Source organism: Mesorhizobium sp. C395A (assembly GCF_030323205.1).
Taxonomy (GTDB): Bacteria; Pseudomonadota; Alphaproteobacteria; order Rhizobiales; family Rhizobiaceae; genus Mesorhizobium.
Window position 1 is genome coordinate 1332885 of record NZ_CP100473.1, and the last position, 20157, is coordinate 1353041.

Annotated in this window: 24 protein-coding genes, 2 tRNA genes and 1 pseudogene; 15 read left to right on the plus strand and 12 right to left on the minus strand. The window is 59.8% G+C overall.

The features are described 5' to 3' along the window. Positions 1 to 27 precede the first annotated feature (27 nt). From NLY37_RS06570 to NLY37_RS06595, 6 genes and pseudogenes are all read left to right on the plus strand, one after another. Complete coding sequence (locus NLY37_RS06570; RefSeq protein ID WP_050586906.1) at positions 28 to 1032, plus strand: ABC transporter permease; 1005 nt, start codon at positions 28 to 30, stop codon at positions 1030 to 1032. Continuing rightward, on the plus strand, positions 1029 to 1811 hold the full coding sequence (locus NLY37_RS06575; RefSeq protein WP_198018654.1) for an ATP-binding cassette domain-containing protein: 783 nt from the start codon (positions 1029 to 1031) through the stop codon (positions 1809 to 1811). Before NLY37_RS06570 ends, NLY37_RS06575 begins: the two co-directional genes overlap by 4 nt. A gap of 10 nt (positions 1812 to 1821) precedes the next feature. After that, a complete protein-coding gene (locus NLY37_RS06580; RefSeq protein WP_023741760.1) occupies positions 1822 to 2997 on the plus strand; it encodes an aldose 1-epimerase family protein in 1176 nt (391 codons plus the stop codon). 117 nt (positions 2998 to 3114) lie between these two features. Beyond that, complete coding sequence (locus tag NLY37_RS06585; protein ID WP_023739476.1) at positions 3115 to 4209, plus strand: fatty acid desaturase family protein; 1095 nt, start codon at positions 3115 to 3117, stop codon at positions 4207 to 4209. A gap of 27 nt (positions 4210 to 4236) precedes the next feature. Next, positions 4237 to 4547 (plus strand): annotated as a pseudogene (locus tag NLY37_RS06590) (Rieske 2Fe-2S domain-containing protein). Between the two features lie 406 nt (positions 4548 to 4953). Further along, positions 4954 to 5154 carry a hypothetical protein gene (locus NLY37_RS06595; protein ID WP_156929821.1) on the plus strand — a complete coding sequence of 67 codons (201 nt, stop codon included), beginning with the start codon at positions 4954 to 4956 and terminating at the stop codon, positions 5152 to 5154. Between the two features lie 254 nt (positions 5155 to 5408). Here the strand turns inward: NLY37_RS06595 and NLY37_RS06600 are convergent, their stop codons facing one another. The 5 genes from NLY37_RS06600 to NLY37_RS06620 all read right to left on the minus strand — a co-directional run bounded on the left by NLY37_RS06600 (position 5409) and on the right by NLY37_RS06620 (position 7887). Beyond that, positions 5409 to 5621, minus strand: a complete 213-nt coding sequence (locus NLY37_RS06600; RefSeq protein ID WP_023743179.1) for a DUF3606 domain-containing protein — start codon at positions 5619 to 5621, stop codon at positions 5409 to 5411. Between the two features lie 327 nt (positions 5622 to 5948). Continuing rightward, complete coding sequence (locus NLY37_RS06605) at positions 5949 to 6155, minus strand: hypothetical protein (RefSeq protein ID WP_023708917.1); 207 nt, start codon at positions 6153 to 6155, stop codon at positions 5949 to 5951. Between the two features lie 195 nt (positions 6156 to 6350). Further along, positions 6351 to 6791 (minus strand): hypothetical protein, encoded by a 441-nt coding sequence (locus NLY37_RS06610; protein WP_023749387.1) that lies wholly within the window; start codon positions 6789 to 6791, stop codon positions 6351 to 6353. 38 nt (positions 6792 to 6829) lie between these two features. Further along, a complete protein-coding gene (locus NLY37_RS06615) occupies positions 6830 to 7186 on the minus strand; it encodes a hypothetical protein (protein ID WP_023743177.1) in 357 nt (118 codons plus the stop codon). Between the two features lie 188 nt (positions 7187 to 7374). After that, a complete protein-coding gene (locus NLY37_RS06620) occupies positions 7375 to 7887 on the minus strand; it encodes a DUF4142 domain-containing protein (RefSeq protein ID WP_023743176.1) in 513 nt (170 codons plus the stop codon). 647 nt (positions 7888 to 8534) lie between these two features. Between NLY37_RS06620 and NLY37_RS06625 the strand changes: the two genes are divergently transcribed. Next, complete coding sequence (locus NLY37_RS06625; RefSeq protein WP_031253499.1) at positions 8535 to 9032, plus strand: hypothetical protein; 498 nt, start codon at positions 8535 to 8537, stop codon at positions 9030 to 9032. Positions 9033 to 9629: 597 nt separating this feature from the next. Continuing rightward, on the plus strand, positions 9630 to 9779 hold the full coding sequence (locus tag NLY37_RS06630; protein WP_023834193.1) for a hypothetical protein: 150 nt from the start codon (positions 9630 to 9632) through the stop codon (positions 9777 to 9779). A gap of 141 nt (positions 9780 to 9920) precedes the next feature. On the opposite strand, the gene NLY37_RS06635 is transcribed toward NLY37_RS06630, so the two are convergent. Continuing rightward, complete coding sequence (locus NLY37_RS06635; protein WP_286441902.1) at positions 9921 to 10436, minus strand: hypothetical protein; 516 nt, start codon at positions 10434 to 10436, stop codon at positions 9921 to 9923. Between the two features lie 551 nt (positions 10437 to 10987). Here NLY37_RS06635 and NLY37_RS06640 point away from each other — a divergent pair. Further along, positions 10988 to 11125 (plus strand): hypothetical protein, encoded by a 138-nt coding sequence (locus NLY37_RS06640; RefSeq protein ID WP_023743172.1) that lies wholly within the window; start codon positions 10988 to 10990, stop codon positions 11123 to 11125. 439 nt (positions 11126 to 11564) lie between these two features. On the opposite strand, the gene NLY37_RS06645 is transcribed toward NLY37_RS06640, so the two are convergent. After that, a complete protein-coding gene (locus NLY37_RS06645; RefSeq protein WP_084559042.1) occupies positions 11565 to 12026 on the minus strand; it encodes a Ros/MucR family transcriptional regulator in 462 nt (153 codons plus the stop codon). 270 nt (positions 12027 to 12296) lie between these two features. Here NLY37_RS06645 and NLY37_RS06650 point away from each other — a divergent pair, with 270 nt between their 5' ends. From NLY37_RS06650 to NLY37_RS06660, 3 genes are all read left to right on the plus strand, one after another. Next, on the plus strand, positions 12297 to 13046 hold the full coding sequence (locus NLY37_RS06650; protein ID WP_023708903.1) for a Crp/Fnr family transcriptional regulator: 750 nt from the start codon (positions 12297 to 12299) through the stop codon (positions 13044 to 13046). A 365-nt stretch (positions 13047 to 13411) separates the two neighbouring features. Then, a complete protein-coding gene (locus tag NLY37_RS06655) occupies positions 13412 to 13762 on the plus strand; it encodes a sensor histidine kinase (RefSeq protein WP_023743171.1) in 351 nt (116 codons plus the stop codon). 23 nt (positions 13763 to 13785) lie between these two features. Next, a complete protein-coding gene (locus NLY37_RS06660; protein WP_023743170.1) occupies positions 13786 to 14229 on the plus strand; it encodes an ATP-binding protein in 444 nt (147 codons plus the stop codon). A gap of 145 nt (positions 14230 to 14374) precedes the next feature. Here the strand turns inward: NLY37_RS06660 and NLY37_RS06665 are convergent, their stop codons facing one another. From NLY37_RS06665 to NLY37_RS06680, 4 genes are all read right to left on the minus strand, one after another. After that, positions 14375 to 14668, minus strand: coding sequence for a helix-turn-helix domain-containing protein (locus NLY37_RS06665; RefSeq protein WP_084559041.1), 294 nt, complete (start codon positions 14666 to 14668; stop codon positions 14375 to 14377). Positions 14669 to 14982: 314 nt separating this feature from the next. Then, positions 14983 to 15282, minus strand: coding sequence for a DUF1236 domain-containing protein (locus NLY37_RS06670; RefSeq protein ID WP_023743169.1), 300 nt, complete (start codon positions 15280 to 15282; stop codon positions 14983 to 14985). A 1237-nt stretch (positions 15283 to 16519) separates the two neighbouring features. Next, on the minus strand, positions 16520 to 16804 hold the full coding sequence (locus NLY37_RS06675; protein WP_023743168.1) for a hypothetical protein: 285 nt from the start codon (positions 16802 to 16804) through the stop codon (positions 16520 to 16522). Between the two features lie 408 nt (positions 16805 to 17212). After that, entirely contained in the window at positions 17213 to 17389 is a 177-nt protein-coding gene (locus NLY37_RS06680; protein ID WP_023743167.1) for a hypothetical protein, read from the minus strand. Between the two features lie 881 nt (positions 17390 to 18270). Between NLY37_RS06680 and NLY37_RS06685 the strand changes: the two genes are divergently transcribed. After that, positions 18271 to 18480, plus strand: a complete 210-nt coding sequence (locus NLY37_RS06685) for a hypothetical protein (protein WP_156933983.1) — start codon at positions 18271 to 18273, stop codon at positions 18478 to 18480. A gap of 88 nt (positions 18481 to 18568) precedes the next feature. Beyond that, complete coding sequence (locus NLY37_RS06690; RefSeq protein ID WP_156933982.1) at positions 18569 to 19015, plus strand: hypothetical protein; 447 nt, start codon at positions 18569 to 18571, stop codon at positions 19013 to 19015. Between the two features lie 756 nt (positions 19016 to 19771). Here the strand turns inward: NLY37_RS06690 and NLY37_RS06695 are convergent. After that, positions 19772 to 19848 (minus strand) — tRNA-Asp (locus tag NLY37_RS06695). Positions 19849 to 20065: 217 nt separating this feature from the next. Here NLY37_RS06695 and NLY37_RS06700 point away from each other — a divergent pair. Next, positions 20066 to 20141: transfer RNA gene (locus NLY37_RS06700), tRNA-Val, on the plus strand. Positions 20142 to 20157: the final 16 nt, after the last annotated feature.

The window sequence follows — 20157 nt, forward strand, 5'->3', positions numbered from 1 at the left end:
CGGACGAAACGCATGGTCCTGACAGATATGGCAATCACAGCAGACGACGACACGCAGCGAGCGAAGGGCAGGTCTGCGCTGCTGCGTTCGCCGCAATTCTCCTCGCTCATCATCCTCATCGTGCTGCTCGTGGTGTTCGCCATCGCCGACGGCAACTTCCTGTCGCCGCTCAACATATCCAACATGATGGCGTTCCTGCCCGAGCTCGGCATCATCGCTCTCGGCATGACGCTGCTGCTGACGGCGGGCGAGTTCGATCTGTCGGTCGGCGCCGTGTTCGGCCTTGCGCCCGTCGTGGTGATGCTGCTGGTGCAGAATGGCGGTATCGACATCGGCGTCGCCCTCCTGGCCGGGCTTGTGCTGTGCATCGCGATCGGCGCCATCAACGGGCTGATCGTCACCAAGATCGGCATTTCCTCGTTCCTGGTCACGCTGTCGATGCTGCTCGTCGTGCGCGGCGCGGCGCTCTACATCACGCAGGGATTCCCCCTGAAGTCGTGGGACCAGCCCGGCTTCTTCGTCACGCTGCTTGCCGGCAGCTTCAATGTAGGCTCGTTCCGGTTCTACACCTCGCTCTGGTGGTTCATCGGCCTGTCGCTGCTGGCGATTTACATCCTGCGCTACGCGAAGCTCGGCAACTGGATCAGCGCCATCGGCAGCAACCGCAACGCAGCGGTGGCGCGCGGCGTGCCGGCCGACGCGGTCAAGATCTGGCTGTTCATCCTGACCTCGGTGGTGGCCGGGCTGGCCGGCATGATCAGCGCGTTCCGGATTTCGGCCGCCTCGCCGGTGGCCGGCACCGGCTACGAACTCGAAGTGATCGCCATGGTGGTGGTCGGCGGCACGGCGCTCACCGGCGGGCGCGGCACCATCCTCGGCACCATCGTCGGCGCGCTGATGCTGCGCGCCATCCGCAACGGCATCGTGCTGATCGGTGTGCCGGGCTTGGCATACAACATCTTCGTCGGCGTCATCATCCTCGCCATGCTCATCCTGCACGCTTTGCTGCAGAAGAACGCCGCAAGGAGCTGAGGATGGAAGTGCTGCGTCTGCAAGACCTGCAAAAGTCCTTCGGCAACGTGCGTGCGCTGAAGAACGCCTCGTTCACCCTCAACGAAGGCGAGGTGGTTGCCCTGCTTGGCGACAATGGCGCCGGCAAGTCGACGCTGATCAAAGCGATCTCCGGCGTCTTCCCGGCCGACCACGGCGACATCTTCGTGCGCGGCGAGAAGGCGTCGATCCGCTCGACGCGCGACGCGATGGACCTCGGCATCGAGACTATCCATCAGGACACATCGCTCGCGCCGGACCTCAGCATCGCGCGCAATCTTTTCTTGGGTCGGGAGCCGGTCAATTTCGGCTGGCTCGGCGTGTTCGCGCCCCTCGACCTCGCCAAGTTTCGCAACGCCGCCTCGGCGCTGCTGAAGCGGGTCGGCATTTCGAAAAAGCTCGATGCAGATGCGCTGGTGAGCACGCTCTCGGGCGGTGAGCGGCAATCGATCGCGATCTCGCGCGCCATGCAGTTCGCCGCCAAGGTGATCATACTCGACGAGCCGACCAACAATCTTGGCGTCGAGGAAACCCACGGCGTGCTGCGCTTCGTCAAGGAGGTGCGCGACGCCGGCCACTCGGTGCTGCTCATCACCCACAACATCCACCACGTGTTCCAGGTCGCCGACCGCATCATCGTCATGCGCCGCGGCGAAATCGTCGCGGAACAAACGGTCGCCGACACCGACCTGTTGACGGTGGAAAGCATCATCACCGGCGCCGACATGTCGGCCTTGCTCAAGGAGGCGAGGGCAAAGTGAAGGACGTCGCATGGTAGAGCTTTACGGCAAGACGCTGTCGCGAAGGCAGGTGGCCGAGCGGTCCGGCATGCTGTCGCAGTTCGCCGGCGTGCGACTGATGACGCTCGGCGACGGCGTGGAGCGCGGCATCCGGATGCTCGAGTTCCGCACCGGCTCCGGCCTGCGCTTCACGGCGCTGGTCGACCGGGCGCTCGATATCGCCGATTGCGACTTCCGGGGCCAGGCGATCGGCTGGCATTCGCCGAGCGGCTTTCGCCACCCCGGACTGCACGAGCATGAAGGGGAGGACGGCTTCGCCTTTGGCCGGTCGTTCTCGGGGTTGCTCGTCACCTGCGGCCTCGACCATATACTGGGCCGGGAAGACGTGCCGGCCGAAAGCTACAATTATCCGGGGCGCAAGCGGGTATTGCATTCGCTGCATGGCCGCATCGGCACCGTGCCGGCGCGGCTGACCGGCTACGGCGAGGCCTGGGACGGCGACCGGTGCGTGCTGTGGGCGGAAGGCATTGTCCAGCAGGCAACCGTGTTCGGCGAGGATCTCCAGTTGCTGCGCCGCATCGAGGCCGATGTCGGCGGCACCGAGATCCGCCTGTCGGACCGCGTCGTCAATCACGGTTTCAGCCGCACGCCGCATATGTATTTCTATCACGTCAACGTCAGCCATCCCTTGCTCGACGAGGGTTCGCGCTACCTGGCGCCGATCCGGGATGTCGTCTGGGCGGCGCACGCCGGCGAACGCTACGAGGCGCAGAAGGTCGGCTACCGAACCGTGCCGGCGCCGCAGCTGGGATTCAGCGAGCAGGTCTGGGAGCACGAGCTTGGCGCCGATGCGGCGGGCGAGGTGCCGGTGGCCGTCGTCAATGACCACCTGGGCCTCGGCTTCGAGGTCGTTACCCGCAAGGATCAGCTGCCCTGCACCTATCAGTGGCAGAACTTCCAGGCCGGCCTATATGCGTTGGGAATCGAACCCTCGACGCATCATGTTCTGGGCAATCTCGCCGCGCGCGAACGGGGCGAGATGATCTGGCTGGACCATGGCGAAAGCCGCTCCTATGACGCCGTGTTCCGGGTGCTCGACGGTGCCGGTCAGATCGCCCAAGCGGAAGCGAGGATAGGGTCGATCGCCCGGCAGCCGCAACAGGATTACCCTGCGCCGTCGGGCGCTTTTGCGAGACTGCAGGCGTGACCGGCTTGAAACACACGATCGGTTGCCGCGGCGGGCGGGAAGTGCGCCGGAATACGGAAGCAGGCGCGGCCCGGCCGACCCCAGGCGGCCCTTGCGGAGCGCAGGCGGGAAACGGAGATGACGATGACGGCAAGCAGGAAGCGCGACTACAGCCTGGTCGGTGAAAGCACCAAGCGCGCCATCGAGACCGGATTGGCTTCGGCCGAATGGTATCACACCGATGTCCCGCGCAAGGCGATCAAGGAGTTGATGCAACGCTCCGACGGGCCGGCGATCCGCGACACGATCATCTGGGTCGCGGCGATCCTGGTGTCGGCCGCCGGCATCGTATGGTTCTGGGGCACGTGGTGGGTGGTGCCGTTCCTGTTCGTCTATGGCGTGCTTTACGGCTCGTCGAGCGACTCGCGCTGGCACGAATGCGGCCACGGCACCGCGTTCCGGACGCGCTGGATGAACGATGTCGTCTACCAGATCTCAAGCTTCATGCTGATGCGCAACCCAGTGCAATGGCGCTGGAGCCATGCCCGCCATCACACCGATACCATCATCGTCGGCCGCGATGCCGAAATCGCCGTCATGCGCCCCCCAGATCTGCTGCGGGCGGCGCTCGCCTTCACCGGTATTCTCGATTTCCGCTATTCGCTGCCGACGCTGGTGCGCCAGGCGTTCGGCAAGCTGTCCGATGAAGAGAAGAGCTATATCCCCGAGATGGAGCAGCACAAGGCGGTGATCGCTGCGCGCTGGCATGTCGCCATCTATGCGGCGACAGTCGGGCTGGCGTTGTTCACGTGGTCACTGCTGCCGCTGGTGCTGATCGGCCTGCCGCGCCTCTATGGCAGCTGGCACATGGTGCTGACAGGGTTGCTGCAGCATATCGGCCTGGCCGACAATGTCGTCGACCACCGGCTGAACACGCGCACCGTCTACATGAACCCGGTCAGCCGCTTCATCTACTGGAACATGAATTACCATGTCGAACACCATATGTTCCCGATGGTGCCCTATCATGCGCTGCCAAGACTGCACGAGCTGATCAAGCACGACCTGCCGGTGCCGAACCCGTCGATGTGGCATGCCTATCGCGAGGTCTGGCCGGTGCTGCTTCGACAGCTGAAATATGAGGATTTTTATCTCGAGCGGAAATTGCCGCCGACAGCCAGACCCTATCGCGGCGAATTTCACCAGGTGGATATGTCGGCGGCCGCTGAATAGCGATAGCGAATTTTGCCGGAGCCGGAGATGGCTGACTGGATGAAGCGTGCGCGGTGGACGACATCTCGAAAGAGGATGTCATCTGCTTCGATCCTCGCGGCCGCAGCTTCGCGGTTTGCCGCTCGCCCAATGACGAGTTCTTCGCCACCGACGGATATTGTACGCATGAGAAGGCGCATGCGGCCGAAGGGCTGGTGATCGACGACGTCATCGAATGCCTTGAAGCATATTGGCCGCTTCAATTGCGGCCGGCCAGGCCAAGGGCGCGCCGGGTCTGCGTCAATCTCGCGATCTATCCGGTGAGAATCGAGGCCGGCAAGGTGATGCTCCAGATCTGACGCTTGGTAACCGGTCCAGCACCGCGTTTAGCAAAGCAGAGTGACGTTTTCATAGCCGAAAGAGACGGACCGTGGCCGATCTGCGCCATGAAGGCTAAGCCAGCTGACCATGCTGCGCGTGCTGGTCATTGACGTGGCCGAGGGGCGCCGAGCGGGCAGGGGTCGATCGTCTCGGTACCGCTGGAGCTGTGCTGAACCCTATATCGCGATGCGGCCCCCAGCCTGTTCACCGTGCGGACTAGAATTTCTTCGAGATCGGCACCGCCGGCGGTTTTCTTAGTTGGGCTTTCCGCCTCTGATCGACGAGGTCCTGATTCACTGCTGCTTCTGCTGATCAGCTTTGAGGTGCTGATTGTGCGGTTTGATCTGGCAGCGTTGATACTGGGCGCCACCGCGATCGAAGCGGATGGACAGCGCCTACCGCAGCGGCAAAACGACCGCTGAGCAAGATCAGTGTGAGGGAAGGAGATGGAATTTATTGGTGCGCAGCAAGCGCGGCAAAGCTGCGCAGCTGATCGTGGCTGGAAAGCGTCGCTACAAAGGCGGTGCGTTTGTCAGCTTGGAAGCCGACACGCGTCCGGCAGGCGACGGCGATCTCGCTGGCTGACTGCGGCGCGGGATTATTGTTGAACGACGGCAGGAAGTAGGCTCGGTCCGCCGTGCGTCCAGGACTCGCGTTCGAGTGGATTATGGTTCGGGGTGACGATAGCCGATCTGCGCAGCCCCGAACCTCCAGCGCTTTCCGCATGTTGGGCAGGGGTAGAATTGTCACTTTCACGCTCGATCTGCTCCGCGTGTGCGTCAGGATGATGCTACACTCAAACTCTCGAAGGTTCATGATCCTCTTCGGTAGCGACGGATTCATGCCGTAAGCGAGCCGCCCCGGGAAACTGATTTCAATTCCTTCGCAGCCGCGGTCAACGAGGCGCGGTCATTCCCGGCGGCTATGATGAGCTCCATCGCCTGCTCAGGCGTTATGCCGTTCTGCTGGGCAAAATGGAAGTGTTCGTTGCGTTCGTTGGACGAGACCCGGTTCCTGTCGCCAAAATCACGCTCGCTTTTGTTGTCCGTCATCATCTTCTCCTTCAACCTCAATTCGTCGGCCCGAACCGCCCGCTGGAGCAAAACTTCCGAAACCGCCGTACGCGAATGCCCATCGAGCCTCGCTAGGGCTGCTGTGAGTAGAAGTAAGCTCCAGCTGGCGAAAGCTGGGGGAGCTTGTCCAATGCCGGGGTGGGCTCGGCGCACGCCGTGGCATCGCTCCGGCGACTTTCACCACCCGCCCAGAACACGGGTGGGAGCAGCCTCGGAATGTTTGCCCGACCGCCAGGCAATGAAGATGGAACTACGCGACACCGAGTTCCTCGTCCTGTGGCATCAGCAGACGCTCTCGTGGATGTCTTACCCGGCATTCTCGCCCGAATGATCGAAGTGGATGGCGAGGCCAAAGGCGAGCGCTCGCTCGGCGATCATATTGACAAGATGGCTTTCGCCGATCGACAGCGCCGGAAGGGCCTCTTTCAACGCCTCGAGAGCATGCCGTGTCGACAAAAGACCCCGCCGCTTGCGGCTGCTCACATATTGATCGATCAGGCACTCCAGTGGCATCTGCCTGCCTCCGCTTCGGACAGGATCTCGTAGCGTGGCTGCGGAGCGACAGCATTCACATTGGTTAAGAGACGGCGGCGAACGCCATCATGCATGCCGCCAACAGACGGCGGTGGGGCTGATTTACGCCGGGTTGGAGCGCTATCCTAGGGTAAGCATGGCGCGACCGTCGCGCCGGGTTCGGACATTTCGATGCTACTGCTCCGGTACCGCGGAGGTTTGTGGATGGTTGCGTGCCGCCTCGGCGATTTCCGGAATGAACTTCGTCGCGGTGCAGCTTCGGTTTACATTGGCGCGGGCGGTAAATACCTCTTGCCCGCAGACTTGCGAAGCGAGCGCGATCGGCACATGCACCGCCAGTGGCAACTCGGTCTCAGCCACTCCTAGATGTCTTGCAACCTGTTGCTTCACCTCCGGCCGGCCGAGCGAGACGTCAACGCCGACATCATCCTTGGCGGTCGGCGACGATCCTTGCGCCGGCAGACGATCGTGCTTGCCTGTTTGCGATGAGTCGCCGGATTGTTGAGCCGGCTGACTTGTCTGCGCAGATGCCTGGGCGCCCAAAATCAGCGAGGCCCCCAGCCCCAAAAAAGCCCGGAGCCCCAAAGACACAATCCGAAGTCCGAATGTGCTCATTGTCATGTTCCTCACCGTGGGTTCAAACTTGGCGCCGCTCAGAGGTCGGTGTTGCTTCGGCCTCTTTCGAAGACAGGGATGTCTTCCTCGTCCTCATCATTGTCACCGGTTGGTATGTCCTCGGCGTAGCTGCGGGTCAGTTCCTCGGTTTCGCTTAAGCCGTCCATCGTCTCATTGGCGCCTGCCCCTTCATCATGACGACCGGTAATTTCGCTGCGGGGCCTTGCGCCGAGCGGCTGGTCGACATCGTCGGCTCCCACGAAACCTGGCTCCGCGCCGTGCCTGTCTTCGTGGCCCACGGGGCTGTCCAACACGGCGGCATCCTCCGGGCGAATGGGTTCATCATTGGCGAAGTCACTTCGTCTCGAATGCGAGGTCTCGTTTTGCTTTGGCATGTCAGGTCTCCTGTTCGTTTGGCAACTTCGACGACGCTGGTGCTTGCACGCCGGACTACCTGAGCGACGCACCTTTAGAGTTCCTGCATCGACCACCGCTTAAAGGTTGCAGCGTCCCTGAGGGCGGAGGCAGTGTTGGCCACAGACTCCACAGCGCCGCGAAGAACCAACGTCGTGGCCAGATCCACTCAGCCCTGAGAACCGCTCTTGCTCAGTTGCTGGGCATGTTTGAAATGCTGCCGGATCACCGGCGCGGTCTTTTTCGCATGAGCCGCCAGATGTTTTGCCTGACCGTTTTCTGCATAGGAGGTCATCAGCGTCAGGGCTTCCTGGTGCGCTGCCACCTGGGCGTCGATATAGGCGTTATCGAACGCCCCGCTGCTGTCGTTGCTCAACGCTTCCAATTGGGCAGCATGCTTGCTTGTCATCTCCGGCGCCACTGCGACGTCGTCCTTCTTTGCCGCCGCAATGAGCCGCTTGGAAGAAGTCGTGTGGTCCTTGATCAGCATGCGAGCGAATTCCTTCACTCGTGATGTCTTCGATTTCCGCAGCGCCAACTCACTCGACTGGATCTCGAACATGTCTGAACTCGCAGCTGCTTTGACAAATTCCTGCGGGGACGTCGTCGCGGTCTGAGCCATTGCCCCCGGGCTGATGAGACCGATGGCGATCGCAGCCAAAAGCGCTTTGACGAAATGCATGTTGTGCTCCTGCAATATTGCTTAACTGGCCCAACACGGCCGAGCTGCCGTTGTTCCCCTTGTTGTGACAATAAATACGGGGCGGCAGGCGTAGACCCCGGATGGCTCCGGCTCAGGGCTTTGATCATAGATCCGGCCGTAGCCAAGACCGGTGACTGCGCGGAGCTCAGCGCGGCGGTCGGCTTGGTGGGCAGCACGTTGTGCGACATTCAAATCTCCGAAAGAAATCGTCGGCCATCGTCGCGATGCTTCAGGCAGACCAGTGCGATTTTGTAGGGTTGCGCTGACGGGATTCTGATTCCGCCCGCCGGTCGGGTTCGTCAAGAGGAGCTAATATAGCATTGTATGTCAGATCGGCGGTATTAGCCGCTTACTGATCGTCGCATGGTCCATCTCTGAATCTTGTTGCACCGCACAATATTATTGACGATGGGGTGCTTAGGCAAGGATATTGAATGACAAGTAGAGGAATCACGTCCTAGTAAAGTAAAATTTTATTATATCTGACTCTTGCTATTACCAAGTAATGACCCAAGACGCAGCTTTCGCGGGCCGTTAGCTTGTTTTTTAAACTCTAGTGCGTCACTATCGGGTCCGCAAATGCCCAAAAATGTCCCATCCTTTGAAGGGCAACAAGGAGGCGTACTATGGCAAGAATTTTTGAAATTCTTATGGGCAGTCTGACTGCCGGATCTGTTCTCGCAATTCTTTGCATGCCAGCGACAGCAGCTGGAATTAGTGTCGGAGGCGTCGGCGGGGTATCCGTCGGCAGCGGAGGCGCCAGCGCTAATGTGGGCGGCAACAGCGGCGCTACGGCTAGCGTGTCCCTAGGCGGTTCTGGGGCAAATGCCGCAGCCTCCGTCGGCGACACTGGCGGAGCGACTGCTTCCATCGGAACCGGCAGCGCCAATGTCGGTGTCGTCACCGGGGTTGGTACCGACGTAAATGTCGGCGTTGGAACCAATCCAGCCGCCAACCCCAGCAACCCGACCGCTTCGAGCAACCCGAATCTGGCTAGCGTTGTCGGCGATATGTCGAACGCCCAGGTCACTCGGATGAAGAAGCGCTGCGTCGAAGTGCTTAGCAACGAAGACACCTATGATCGTGACCTGCGCCGGCTCTGCCTGCTGATCTCGCGCCGCTAACCAGCGACCCCTTTCCGACCTGTCGGGGCTGTCGACATGACACTCTCCAGTTCCGACAGTGGAAGCCCGCCCGCCGAAAGGTTGGGCGGGCTTTTACAGTCAGCGTCCTTCCATCCGCAGCAGACAATCGCGCTTGGCATCAGCGACCTGGCCGAGCAAGCGATGGAAGACCGCGCGGACAAGCTGGGCATATCCTGCGCAGAGGAAGTCGGCAGCGTGTACGCGGCGATTCTCGGTGCTATCATGCACCGCGATGCCGCTTGGCTGACTGACCGAGGCCGCGCTATATCGCGCCCGGCGGGCGTATTCAGCTCAGCGAGCCTCTGCCGGGGGAAGCCAAGACCATCTTTCACTTGCTCGACAAGGCCGGACTTGAAGGCAAGGTGTCGAAGCGCAAGGACAGCAAATACCGTCGACCAACTGGCTGAAGGCCAAGTGCTTTGCGAACGACGAGTTCGATCTGCTCGGCGTCGAGCGTGAAGCGGGCAAGCCGGCGTTCGCTGAGGATGACACAAATCGCCGTGCCTAAGAAAGATCAGGAGCGCGCCACCTACGCCTGGATGTACGGCGCCCAAGCGCGCAAGGATGGCAAGGAGCGTGAGGTGCCATTACTGGCAGGAACATGCCGACGGGTGGCTGCAGGGTTTTGACGGTGTGCCGATGGCTGGTTTTGGAAAGACCAAGACCGTCAACGACGAGATGGAAGCCGAGGTCGACGAAGCCGCCGTCGAGCGGCCCGACGAATAGCCATTTTGCCATGTGCCGTATGTTCGTTTTTGATTGAAGAAAGGGTTTCGTTGGGCCTATAAAGATTGCGTTTACCATTGCCTTTTTGGGAGGATGCGATGGTTGCAACGCCCATAGATATCGCTCAAGCGGCCACTGCGACTACGGCCACCTTGCTGAAGTGGCAGAAGTCCATGGAGGAACGCGCCACGTTTCGCCAGAACATGGATCAATCGCGCAGGGCGATCCAAGCCTCACGCGATCTGCTGAAGCGCCTTCGTCAACGTCATCGCGACGACGATAGCGGCGCGGATGCGCTAAAGGATAGCCGCCAGGGCAGATGTGAGACGGAGGTCCGGGAACGGATTGGGGCCACGTGCGGCACCTAATGTCGCGATGGTGATGGCCGATGATGTGCTTGAACAGGAGATTGCCCATCTCCTGCATTGCCGTCATATCCGGGTAAGCCGCTAAAACGGAGCCTTCACCACCGACGCTGCCGAGCAGCGGGATCAACACGAAGCTGTCATCCCGAAACTTGCTTATGGTGGTGATCGTGAAGAAATCGTAGTCGGGATAGGCCTCATCAAGCAGGGCGCTGATCTCGGCGAGGAATTCAGGCGTCTCGAACTGTGCGCCGATCGGCGGCACCACAATCATGTCTTTGCATACTTGCATCTCGCGCCTTCCCAAGCCGTCTCATCGTGAGCGGCTGTTCCGCCAAGGTCAAATCACGTCTTCCCTGCCGATGATCTGGAGTCAGCAAAGTTATTCACACGTCGACAAGATGGTTAGAATTGTCGCGGTTCGGTTAAGACCTCGATCATGAGGCGTGGCGCATCGTGTTGTTGGGTCTACATATTGCCTTCCTGACCCTACCCGGTAGCTCAAGCCCGTTGCCGTAATTGGCAACGGGTTTTTTTACGTCTTCATCTGGCACAGTTGATCTAATGGTATGGAAACGCGACGACAACCAAGCAATTCTGCCTTAAGCGGTCGATTCCTCGGATGTAGCCGTGACTACGAAAACCCGCTGTTGCGCGCGCGGCGGGGTTTCTTGGCATCAAGACGCTACCCCGCCCTCAGGCCCGTTGCTTAATTGCGGCGGCCTTTACAGGTCCGGCGCCGCTATCTACTGCTGAATAGGTGGAGTCACGAGACCCGGAAAGGGCAACACGTTGCCGCCCGTCCCCCGCCGGCGGCGCAGTTCAATCTCGCGATAGACCAGGGTGCCCATCACCATTTCCGCGCTGGCGATTTCCGAATCTCGATGGCAACGACTTGAGCAATTGGTGCAGCTGTCGCGTTTCCATGGTCGCAATGTGGGCGGCAATGGCTTCGATGCTATCGCCCAAATTCGCCAGTAACCCTGCGGACATCTGCATCGCGCTACTCTACAGCCGGGAAAACGTGTTGAGATGCAGACGCGTCCTTTGGCCTTCTGCAAAGGCCAAAGCATAGGATTCGAGCTTGAATGATCGGGTGAGTTCCTGGTCTTCCTCGACCACGCGAACAAACCACTCGCCACAGGCTTCGCCAACTTCGACACAAGGGCGTGCTTTGCGAATTGGAATGATGTCAGCCAGGGCGTTGCCTCCCAGCAATCAGGCCAAACGGGATTGTAACGTCGTAAGCGGTCTTCAACAAGAAGAGTTTGGGCAGCAATACGAAACTGAGGTGTGGGCCACAAATGGCCGGCGCCATGGGTTGGGGAACCTGGGTGGGCACCGGCCAAGAGCGGACAGGTCCGCCGCGATGCATACATCGTCGATTGGTGCCGCGGTGGTAATGGTGTGATCGCGGAAGCTACGCTTTAGCCTTAGCCGCCGGCCTTGCCTTGCCCGTTACAGTTGCCGTGGGCTGCGGTGCCTTCCTACCCAGACCGATCGACTTCGCCATGGCAGACCGTGAGGCCGCATAGTTGGGAGCGACCATCGGATAAGTGGATGGCAAGTTCCACTTTGTTCGATACGCGTCAGGAGTGAGACCGAAATCCACGCGCAGATGTCGCCGAAGGGTTTTGAACCGCTTACCATCTTCAAGACAGATGATGTAATCGGGAAATACTGACTTCTTTGGATTTACCGCAGGCACTGGTTCTTCGGTCGCGGCAGCCACGCGATGGCCAATCCCAGACAGCGACGCGTGCACTGAGGCTATCAGGTCCGCCAAACCCGCGACCGGCACGGGATTGTGGCTGACGTACGCCGATACCACATCCGCCGTGAGTTCTACCAGTTCAGGGGCGTGGTCGGGGGCGTCGGTCATGGTGTGAGTCCTCGAATTTGAGAACGATCTATTATAGCTGCTGCCGCAGCTGCGCAACTCGAGGCCCGATGATGGGCCGCTTCCCTCGTAAGCACCAATCCTGTTGAGCCTGTGTTTGCCGATGGAGGAAAGGACCATCCGAAGCAGTGCCAGACTTATCACAGGTTAAGTCGGTCCGGTGTTTATGATATAAGGTCGGGCATCATTCGCGTTCTGCTGGCCGCGGGTGACTGAGAGACCATAGCGCTCCCGCCCAAACGGAGAGCCGACATGCTTTATCAAAGCCCATTAACCGCCAAGTTCCATCGTGCCTTCACCCTCACGTCAGGTGAGCGTCAAGCTCTCGACGCGGTAAGAATAAGGATCGTTGCGATTGGCGCAAACCAGAACTTGGTTCGGGAAGGCGACCAGCCGTCCCGGTGCATAATGGTCCTGGCTGGCTTAGCCAGCACCTCGAAGGTAACAGGAGACGGGAAGCGTCAGGTCACTGCTTATCATGTGCCTGGCGACATGCCCGATCTGTTGAGCCTGCACCTCGATCTGTTGGATAGCGACGTTCGAACGGTGAGCGCTTGCAGTGTTGGCTTCATAGATCACTCGGCTATCCGGCTGCTCTGCGAACGCCACCCCAGGCTGGCGGCAAATCTTTGGCGAACGACACTGGTTGATGCATCGATTTTCCGCGAATGGGTGGTCAATGTCGGGAAGCGCCAAGCGCTTGGCCGAGTGGCCCACCTTCTCTGTGAAATCATGCTACGTATGGAAGACGCCGGACTCGCGTCCGATCAAACCTGCGCTTTTGCTGTGACTCAAGCTGACCTTGGCGAGGCGACAGGGCTGTCGGCAGTCCACATCAACCGCACGCTCAAGTCTCTTCGGGAGAAGCGCCTTACATCACTTGTGAATGGCCAATTGACTATCCATGATTGGGAAGGACTGGCCTTTCTTGCTGAGTTCCGGCACGATTACCTGCACTCAGCAAGGACCAATAAAACGGCCGAGTTCATGTCAATGCACTGATTGCTCCAGGGGAAAATCGCCAGAAATGCGGATTGGCTCCAAGGGTAGCCGGACCACTTGTTGGCCTTCGCTGACCATCAGCGGTGCGATCGCCCCCCAAACATGTTTTGCCATGGTGGCGCGGCGGAAATGATCAGCAGGTTGATACCAAGCCTGTCTGGCTTGCTTCTTTTTGATGCGGCAGGCGGGGCCGCCTTGCCCCAGGCCAAACGCAGGCCCCAAACGAACCCGGCCTCACTTGGTGCACGCTCCTTTTACCGCGCGGTCAATGCTTTGATGGCGCGTCGAAGCGTTAGCGCAAGGGGTTCACTTGCGCGCAGAGTGCATTCGAATGCTTACCGGCCCACACGGCGTTGACTATCCGTATGGCCGTCTGGGTCGTGGAGGTTAACTGGGACGGGACACCTGCTCTCCTTGCCAGCCTTCGGGACGTTTCCTCGCAGCGTGCGCAGGAGGAACGTCGACGTCAATCCCAGAAGCTCGGAGCAATTGGCCGCCTCGCAGCCGGCATAGTTCACGATATCAACAATCTGATAGCAGCGTTCGACTCGGGCCTGCGGCTCCTGCAAAAGCAACTCGCCGAAAATCCCGGCGATCCGAAATCAGCCATCCTGATCGACGAACTGCTCAAACGAACACAGAACGGCGGGGCACTTACGCAGCAATTGCTTGCGTCTCTCGGAGCCAGTCGCTTACGCCCGAAAGCATTGATCTGAACGGACGGATCGAACAGCTTTCGATGCTGCTGGAACGAACGCTCGGGAGTGCAATCAAAATTGAACGCAACTTGGACGCGGCGCTTGGCCCTGTTCTGGTCGACCCCAACCAGCTCGATGTCGCCATGCTCAATCTGGCGGTGAACGCCAAGGACGCCATGGCCGGCGTGGGAACGCTCACAATCGAGACTAGCGATGTCCCGGACGACATCGACGATGGGCATTCACTGGCGGGTTCGTGCGTTCGTATGACCGTGCGCGATGCCGGTTGCGGCATGAACAAGGAGATTCTGGCGCAGGTCTTCGAGCCGTTCTTCACCACCAAACCCGATGGACGCGGGACCAGACTTGGACTTAGCCAGGTTTATGGCTTCGTCAAACAATCCGGTGGGCACATTCGGATCGAGAGCGAAGCTGGTGAAGGAACAAGCGTCCATCTTTTTCTGCCGCGTGTGCAGAAGCAGTAACCAGGCTCTGCCGGTATCGTCTTTGCATTGGGTATCGCGGGAGTGACGTGGCCAGTCCGCCAAAGCAATCCCGTAGAGCGACATAATGGGTTGGTTAGCGGCCGCTTTAGAGATCGGTGCAGAGGGTACACGGGCTTGTCCCCCTTTATCCTTTTTTCTCCCGGCCGCGCCACCGTCTATTATCGGCGGCTAGGCCGCTATCACCTTCTGAGCGGGTTAGCGATGGAGTGCCTTGGACGGTGAAAACGATTCCGGCATCCTCAAACGCTTTGCGGATGGCGGCCATGTTGTGGGGACGCGGTTTCCTGTATCCGTTCTCAAAAGCGCTGATCACCATCTCGCTAAGATTGGCCTTGGCGGCCAGTCGCACACGCGGCCAGTTCAGTAGGGCTCGTGCTGCTCTGACTTGATCTGCTGAGAGTAGGGTTCGGCTGTCCATAGCCAGTCGAACATTTAGTATCGCTAAACTGTTCCTCTTGACCTTCTGCGATTTCTAACGGTGTGAGGCCGGCTTGTCGGAAGCCGTCATCGATTATGGCTGCAACCTTTCGGACGGTTGTTGCCTCGGCTCCAACAAGACGTGCTGCCTGCATTCTTGCTTGGAGATCAGCCAAGCGGGCAACCAGGGCTTGCGTCCTCTCGAGTTCAGGGTTCGTCATGTTCATTATCCAGCTGAGTGGCAATTTGAATGAGTAGCGTTTGAATGCACACACTCGCCACCCAAGGGTGGCGAGCGTGGGTTCGTTCGAAATCTCAGTCGTAGACCTTGACAATCTTGCGGGTGCCCGGATCGACCAGGACCGTGCGGTTGTCGACCACCACGTAACGGAATTTGACGTTCGGGACCTCGTGGATCTCCACAGTTTCCGGCAGAGCTGTCCCGACGTTCAATTCCACGCCGGGAAGGTTCACCGAAGCCAAGGGCTGCTTCTTGACATACTCACGGATGACCGTGTCCTGTTCCGGCTGGATGATAATGTCGTCAGCGGCGGCGGAGCCGATCCCAGCCAAGAGCAACATGGCTGCGGCGGTGTTCACAAAGTGCATCTTCATATCTTCTCTCCTGCAAGGACCGGCACACGACGATCATCGTCCCGCACTGCCCGGCAACCAACTTTGAACCGGGGTAAACGTTCCCGCCTACGCACCTTTGTCTAATCCGATTGGTCTAAAGTCCGACCGTACAACGCAATGGTCTTACCTTTGGACTAGGCGGAACGGATTAGGGCTTCAGGTTGTTGGTTCTCCACAACGGGAGAGAACAAATGGATCAAAGTGTTGGCCAGGCGCGATGGTTGCTCGCACCGATTTTTGCAACAGCCGTTACCTTTCTGGTAATGGCGGTCGTCCTTAGCTGACATGTCTTGGATCGGCGCAGCCAGGTCCCTTCCTGCGCTGATAGGATTCGCGAGTTGCTTGAGCGGCTGGCGAATCCTCTATTTTACCGTGCGCTGGGCCTGCTCCTTCAGCAGGCGGGGCGCTTCGTTCAGCTCATGTAAGTTGGGAGGTTTACTATGCATCGGCGATCCTTTTTGACAGCGATGTTTGGCGTTGCAGGGGCAGCAGCCTTTGCAAGCGCGGTCCGGCCTATCAACGCATTGGCCGGTGTTCCAGCGGCCAAAAGCGGCATTCTCGAAGAACTCGACGCGCCAGACGCCTTCGACAACGAAGGTACTCACGCGGAAGTGGAGCCGGTCAACCATCGGCGCTACTACGACCAAGATTACGACCCAGACTACGACCCAGATTACTACCACCGGCGCCGCCGCCGGCGGGGCTGGAGAAGAGTCTGCCGTAGTTACTGGCGACACGGGCGCCGTCGGGTCCGGTGCTATCGCCGACGTGGTCCTTCGGTCGTCTTGCGATTTTAGCTAGTCGGCTGCTTCTGCCCATGGCCCGTTCCGGCTGACGTGCTGAGAACGGGCCGGTACGATTCCTTTTTCGTGGCAAACGCAATCCATCTGAGGGCACTCATCAGCAGCGCCGATGGACCTGACTTACAGCTTGGTGGTGTCGCTGTGGTGCGCCAGGAGCGGTCTGACGATCCCTCTTGTGCAGCCCTTCGGCTGCCGCCAGCCTGGGAAAGCTTTTCGGAACGTTTGGTTCTGGCCGTTAGGCCACGGGGCCAAGCTCAGCCATCAGGACACCCCGCAAGCGATGAGCAGCGGGGCCTGGTAAGGCCCGGCGACCTCCTTTTGGCATACGGGGGAGAAACCAAGAAGGGCGCCGAGCCTTACCGGCGCTGCTTTGAGGCAGACGACGCCGGACGAGATGAGAGTAGGCGATCATGCTAATTTCTGCGAACCATGCGAATGAGGGAAAGCCGTGTGCGATTCTTCGCTATCCAGCCACGAACCTCTGCCTTTCGGACATGGCGGTCCGTCGCTCGATCGATGATGAAGAACGCCTGATGTAGCTGCTCGACTTCGTAGAGCCCGACCCGGATCTCGAACCCTGTCTGGCCAGTGGCATCGAAGTCACCGGGACCAATGACAGGGAAGGCGACGACGATGGCGAAGCGGACGACGAGCGCGAAGCCAACGATGCCGATTATGGCTTCATAGAGGGAGGGCAAGGCCTATAATTGTCCGGTCGAGAATGAATAGCCCGCTGCCTCACGGTGGACTGGCTTCAGTTTTTGTGCGGCACGATGTAGCGACTGCTCACCGCACCCGCCCCTGTGCCCCGCGTGACGACAATCGTGCTATACCCGGCTGGAACGGAACCTGTAGCGGAGGGGTCGATCGAACTGCATCGCCCGACGATCTCCCCGTTGGGAGCGCCCTCGAGCCTCACGGCTAACGCCAACTGGCATGTGTCAAGGGATCCGAACATGGCCGGTGATGTATCGAGTGGCTTGCAGACTCCCTGGGCGGGACTGCAAGAAAGCAAAATCATCACAGCTGCAGTTGCCGGATCCATTCGTGAAGCTCCGTTGTTCGACGAGCCTCAACGCAGAATAGCGAGCTTTGTTTCGTCGGTGCTAAAATACGAGTTTTCTGGTCTGGCTCACGGGGGCGGGCTTTTCATTGTCACAGCTTTCGCCTCTCAATTGTCCCGATCCCGAACGGTAAAACAGCCATCCGACGAGACACACCGAGGGGATTGCGATGGCCAGAAGGATGCCGCCGGCAATGTTCACCATCAACATGAAATCCATCGGACCTCTCCCTCTTATATGCCGACAGTCGGAAACTCGTGAAATCAACATGGGTGAACAGGTTGCGAACATGCTGCTACGGTTTTTGCAGAGCCAAGAGATGAGACGAGACGGACCAGCACGACAGGGACTAGCTCTCGTCGCAACAAATTGACACACAAGGACTCGACGGAGTCGAACGGCAAGGGCAGGGACGCCATCAAGCGAATTTCAAAACAGATGCCTTGGCCGACGGGTAATCGCTGATAAGATCAAGGTATGCCCTGAGGTGACGTCACAAGGCAGTGTGCTTGGGTGTCGATCGGGCGGGCGGGTCGGAGAGGAACGGCAAATTCGGTGATGTCGCAATCGTCGGCATCACGAGCCCGCTGTATGGCGCTTAGAGCTTCGAACTCCCGCTTCGGCGCGGTGTCCATTTCGTTGCCGAAGCAAGTTCGTGACCGTGAAATCAGCTAACCGGCGCCGAAGGAGCGTCAGCATGGCGACGCCGCAGGCGAGACGCCGGGCCGCCGCCCCAAACGAGGGTGCCGTTTCAAGGCTGGTGATTTGGCCAGAGCACAGGGTGCGATTCTGACTACGCACAAGCCAGACGCTGTCATGGCGATGCTGGGTGGCCGGGCGTAGCGGCTTCGAAGCCGCCGATTACAAGTATTCTCGCTCTGTGGCTGCCGATTCTGCGATTAAGGATTGGATGAATAGGCATGGGGGAGAAAGGCCGCTATTCTAAGCCTCATTCCCCCTCGATGCAGGAATAACGAGATCATGGAGTAGGAAAATCTCATGCTATGCGGCGGAGGTGCTTACACGGGCGAGATTCACACCCGCCCAACGACAAGGCGCCCATCCGCTGCCCGATGGACGGTGGATAGAGTTTTGGTGTCATGAGCCAAACCCACACATTACAACCGTCATCTATCCGCGTCCCGGTACAACCACGGCTGGTGCCGGCGATCAAGGCGGCGCGTTATCTCCACCTGACGCTGCGGGAATTCATGGAATTTCTGCCCGCGTTGCAGGATCAAGGCTTTCCCAAGGCCTGCCCAATCACCGGCAACTACGACATGGTTGCGATCGACGCCTGGCTCGGTTAACGCTCGGGTCTTGCAGGATCAGGATCCGGCGCGCAGTCTAGCATTGACATTGCAAGAGCGAGGCTGGCGACCCTTGGGTAAGATCAAGTTGAAGCACTACGTCATCCGTAAGGGCAAATACGGCTACTGGCTGCCGACGCCGAAGATGGTCGAAGCTGGCTTCAGATGCATTTCCTGTGGAATCGACGGGCCTGAGGCTCGGACGATAGCCCGGGAGTGGGAAGACCGCTGGCAGGAACTCCGCAAGGGCAGGGAGCCGTCGCGCCTGCATGTATGGCCAAAGGATTCCATCGGAGACGCCTTTGCACGCTATCGCCGCATGGATGCATGGAAGCGCAAGCCACCGCGCACCCGCGAGGATTGGGAGCGCGGCTGGACCTTCATCGAGCCGTACTTCGCCGACCTGCCGCCAGCCGACATCACCCTCGAGCTGCTCGACGACTGGTATGGCCGTCTGCTCCGGGTCAAAGGTGTCGACATCGCCTACCGTGCCGTAAAGCGTGGCGTTCGCTGTATAATTTCATGGCCGGCATGAAGCTATGCCCGCCCGGCTCCGACCCATCGCAGGCGATCCGCCGCCAGACGCCACCACCGCGCCACCAGACCTGGACGGCAGGCGAGGCGGGGCGCCTGGCGCGCCGGCTACCGCGAACTGGCCTGCATCATCGCCGTTGCGTGGGACACGAGCTTCTCACCCGTCGACGTGCGCACGCTCACACCGGCGCAGGCAATGCAGACAGCACAGGAATGGGGTTTTCTGATTGCACGCAGCAAGAGTGGCGAGGCGGCTTTCGGCACGCTGTCGTCACGCACGCAGCGCCTGGTGCTGGCCTATGTCGAATCCTAGGCGTCACCCTGCTTGACGATGCGCCGATCTTTCGCTCGCGCGGTTTCGCGCCGGGCCCGAAGGGCGGCCGGCCGCGCGCCGGCGTGCCTTACACGAAGGATTCTCTGGTCGACGACTTTGCCGATCTGCGCACGCTGGTATTCGGGACATCGGAGAAGCGGCGGCTGATGGACATGCGGCGTTCCGGCGCGGTCGAGGCGAATGCCGGAGGCGCGTCGGTCGAGGCAATCTCGGCCAAGATGGGCAACTCGATCGACGGGAACAAGGCGCTACAGAAGACCTATATGCCGGTCAATCTGGCCGCCGTCCGCTCAGCTGACGCCAGCCGCCGCAAGGGCAGAAAAGCTGCTTGGTCTGGAACGGAACGAATACAGAAAGTTGAAACTCTCCGGAGAATGAGAGTTGAAACTTTTCAAGGGGCGGTAGCTAACCCCTTGAAATTAATGGCGCGAGTGACGGGGCTCGAACCCGCGACCTCCGGCGTGACAGGCCGGCACTCTAACCAACTGAGCTACACCCGCGCATTGGACGAGCACGTGTCAGCCGTGTTCGTCGTTGGGGCGGTGGATAAGGGGTTCGCCACCGGGTGTCAAGCGCAGCTGGACAGCATAAACGCATCAGGAGAAGGTTTTTTGACAGGCGGCACTTTGCCCGCGAAAACCACTGTGCGGCTAAGCTAGCAGCTGCTCATTTGGCCTTGCGAAGCCGGTTGCGACCGCTTAAAGGTCCGGCCGGAGCGGGCGATTAGCTCAGTTGGTAGAGCGCTTCGTTTACACCGAAGATGTCGGCGGTTCGAGCCCGTCATCGCCCACCACTCAAGCTCTTGATAA

Bases quoted from the DNA above. Each gene is read 5' to 3' on its own strand.
- NLY37_RS06580 (WP_023741760.1), top strand. From the start codon at position 1,822: ATGGTAGAGCTTTACGGCAAGACGCTGTCGCGAAGGCAGGTGGCCGAG.
- NLY37_RS06615 (WP_023743177.1), bottom strand. From the start codon at position 7,186: ATGCCAAAGCAAAACGAGACCTCGCATTCGAGACGAAGTGACTTCGCC.
- NLY37_RS06600 (WP_023743179.1), bottom strand. From the start codon at position 5,621: ATGACGGACAACAAAAGCGAGCGTGATTTTGGCGACAGGAACCGGGTC.
- NLY37_RS06670 (WP_023743169.1), bottom strand. From the start codon at position 15,282: ATGAAGATGCACTTTGTGAACACCGCCGCAGCCATGTTGCTCTTGGCT.
- NLY37_RS06610 (WP_023749387.1), bottom strand. From the start codon at position 6,791: ATGAGCACATTCGGACTTCGGATTGTGTCTTTGGGGCTCCGGGCTTTT.
- NLY37_RS06595 (WP_156929821.1), top strand. From the start codon at position 4,954: ATGGACAGCGCCTACCGCAGCGGCAAAACGACCGCTGAGCAAGATCAG.
- NLY37_RS06605 (WP_023708917.1), bottom strand. From the start codon at position 6,155: ATGCCACTGGAGTGCCTGATCGATCAATATGTGAGCAGCCGCAAGCGG.
- NLY37_RS06635 (WP_286441902.1), bottom strand. From the start codon at position 10,436: ATGCAAGTATGCAAAGACATGATTGTGGTGCCGCCGATCGGCGCACAG.
- NLY37_RS06620 (WP_023743176.1), bottom strand. From the start codon at position 7,887: ATGCATTTCGTCAAAGCGCTTTTGGCTGCGATCGCCATCGGTCTCATC.
- NLY37_RS06685 (WP_156933983.1), top strand. From the start codon at position 18,271: ATGAGCCAAACCCACACATTACAACCGTCATCTATCCGCGTCCCGGTA.
- NLY37_RS06655 (WP_023743171.1), top strand. From the start codon at position 13,412: ATGGCCGTCTGGGTCGTGGAGGTTAACTGGGACGGGACACCTGCTCTC.
- NLY37_RS06585 (WP_023739476.1), top strand. From the start codon at position 3,115: ATGACGATGACGGCAAGCAGGAAGCGCGACTACAGCCTGGTCGGTGAA.
- NLY37_RS06645 (WP_084559042.1), bottom strand. From the start codon at position 12,026: ATGACCGACGCCCCCGACCACGCCCCTGAACTGGTAGAACTCACGGCG.
- NLY37_RS06660 (WP_023743170.1), top strand. From the start codon at position 13,786: ATGCTGCTGGAACGAACGCTCGGGAGTGCAATCAAAATTGAACGCAAC.
- NLY37_RS06570 (WP_050586906.1), top strand. From the start codon at position 28: ATGGCAATCACAGCAGACGACGACACGCAGCGAGCGAAGGGCAGGTCT.
- NLY37_RS06665 (WP_084559041.1), bottom strand. From the start codon at position 14,668: ATGGACAGCCGAACCCTACTCTCAGCAGATCAAGTCAGAGCAGCACGA.
- NLY37_RS06680 (WP_023743167.1), bottom strand. From the start codon at position 17,389: ATGGATTTCATGTTGATGGTGAACATTGCCGGCGGCATCCTTCTGGCC.
- NLY37_RS06625 (WP_031253499.1), top strand. From the start codon at position 8,535: ATGGCAAGAATTTTTGAAATTCTTATGGGCAGTCTGACTGCCGGATCT.
- NLY37_RS06650 (WP_023708903.1), top strand. From the start codon at position 12,297: ATGCTTTATCAAAGCCCATTAACCGCCAAGTTCCATCGTGCCTTCACC.